Below are 1,323 nucleotides of genomic sequence, written 5' to 3'. Positions count from 1 at the left end.
GTATAAACCCAAACAACCGATTCAAGTCTCTACCAATACAGTAACCGCTGCTACAGCAATTAACATTTCATCATTTTTATCTTCCAATTCAGCGATCGCCCTACCCTGTATTACCATACCCCCATCTTCAATAGTGATACTTTTCTGGCCAAAAGGCAATACAGCTAAAACTTCTTCTACCTTCACCTCTTCTGGATAAGGTACAGCAACCTGTACTTCTACAATCATTTCATTGGGATGACTTAAACCTGCTACTTCCCAGACTCCGGGTAAAGCATTATGAGCGATCGCATTTCTGACAGCTCTAGCTGCAGCTACTGTTGGTTCCTGGCCATGTTGGTCTATCCCCATACCCATTTCAATAATTAAACGTTTTCTCGTCATAACTACCCAAAATTAACTACAATTTGTTCAAAATAATAGAATCACCAGGAATTTCCCAGTGATATCATCTCCGGTAGGATCGTAGCGTATATAGAATTAAGTTTCAATTAAAAGAAACCCTTTCCTACGGAATGCTACGCAAACAGCATAGCAGCATAGCTGCCCTCTGCTTTCCTTCCACCAAAGTATAAGTATTCAAGCGGACGTGATATGATTCTATTATCCTATGCTTTGAAGAAGGAGACAGGAGACAGGAGACAGGAGGAAAATTACTTATGGATAGTCAACGAAGGGCCGCTCCGCGTCTACGCTCCCCCAAGTAATTTTGAACACTCCAGTTGACGGTGGGGTATTAAACCCACAAAGAAAATGATCAAAAAAAACTGATAGCTTTCAGCAATGGTATACAACTCGAAACAAAGTTTGTTAAAAATTAAATTGAGACAACTGTAAAAACTACCAACATATTCATTATAATTTATAAGAGTTGTCGCTAAATAGAGGGAAGAAATCGCTCCAACCTAGACAGAGCAATAATTCCAATACTTTTGTATTACTAATAGCTACAATCCTTACAGAATAAAGGTTTTGGGGATTTTTTAAGTTATCAAGCGACAAGTCTATTGGTTAGCCAAAAAACTAAAATTATATGACAGAATCAAAAGCTAAAGTTAGAAAAGCAGTAATTCCAGCAGCAGGTTTTGGTACGCGGATGTTTCCAGCTACTAAAGTTGTCAAAAAAGAACTCTTTCCAATTATTGACAAGGATGGTAGAGCAAAACCGATAATTCAAATAATTGTGGAAGAAGCCATAAGTGCAGGAATAGAAAATGTGGGAATAGTAATACAAAAAAGCGATTTCCAAGTTTTTAAAGATTTTTTCCAAGCTATCCCTAGTTATTATCAGAAACTTTCACCAGAGAAACAAGAATATTGTGA

Annotated in this window: 3 protein-coding genes; 2 read left to right on the top strand and 1 reads right to left on the bottom strand. The window is 37.5% G+C overall.

The genetic code is table 11. The annotated features are described in order from the left end of the window. Positions 1 to 21: 21 nt before the first annotated feature. A complete protein-coding gene (locus F6K13_RS33540; protein WP_124143178.1) occupies positions 22 to 384 on the bottom strand; it encodes a Lin0512 family protein in 363 nt (120 codons plus the stop codon). Positions 385 to 594: 210 nt separating this feature from the next. On the opposite strand from F6K13_RS33540, the gene F6K13_RS33535 reads away from it, so the two are divergent. Both F6K13_RS33535 and F6K13_RS33530 read left to right on the top strand, forming a co-directional pair. Next, the gene (locus tag F6K13_RS33535; protein WP_275670270.1) at positions 595 to 726 is read left to right on the top strand and encodes a hypothetical protein; all 132 of its coding nucleotides are present in this window, start codon (positions 595 to 597) and stop codon (positions 724 to 726) included. A 307-nt stretch (positions 727 to 1,033) separates the two neighbouring features. After that, positions 1,034 to 1,323 (top strand): sugar phosphate nucleotidyltransferase (locus F6K13_RS33530; RefSeq protein ID WP_287289983.1); only part of this gene is annotated, 290 nt, incomplete at its 3' end.

The organism is Okeania sp. SIO2B9 (assembly GCF_010672505.1).
GTDB lineage: Bacteria > Cyanobacteriota > Cyanobacteriia > Cyanobacteriales > Microcoleaceae > Okeania > Okeania hirsuta.
The sequence above is the reverse complement of the archived record's forward strand: the minus strand, read 5'-3'. Positions and strand labels throughout refer to the sequence as shown.

What these genes read in the sequence shown, in the direction of transcription:
- F6K13_RS33540 (WP_124143178.1), bottom strand. Translation starts at nt 384, where the DNA reads ATGACGAGAAAACGTTTAATTATTGAAATGGGTATGGGGATAGACCAA.
- F6K13_RS33535 (WP_275670270.1), top strand. Translation starts at nt 595, where the DNA reads ATGATTCTATTATCCTATGCTTTGAAGAAGGAGACAGGAGACAGGAGA.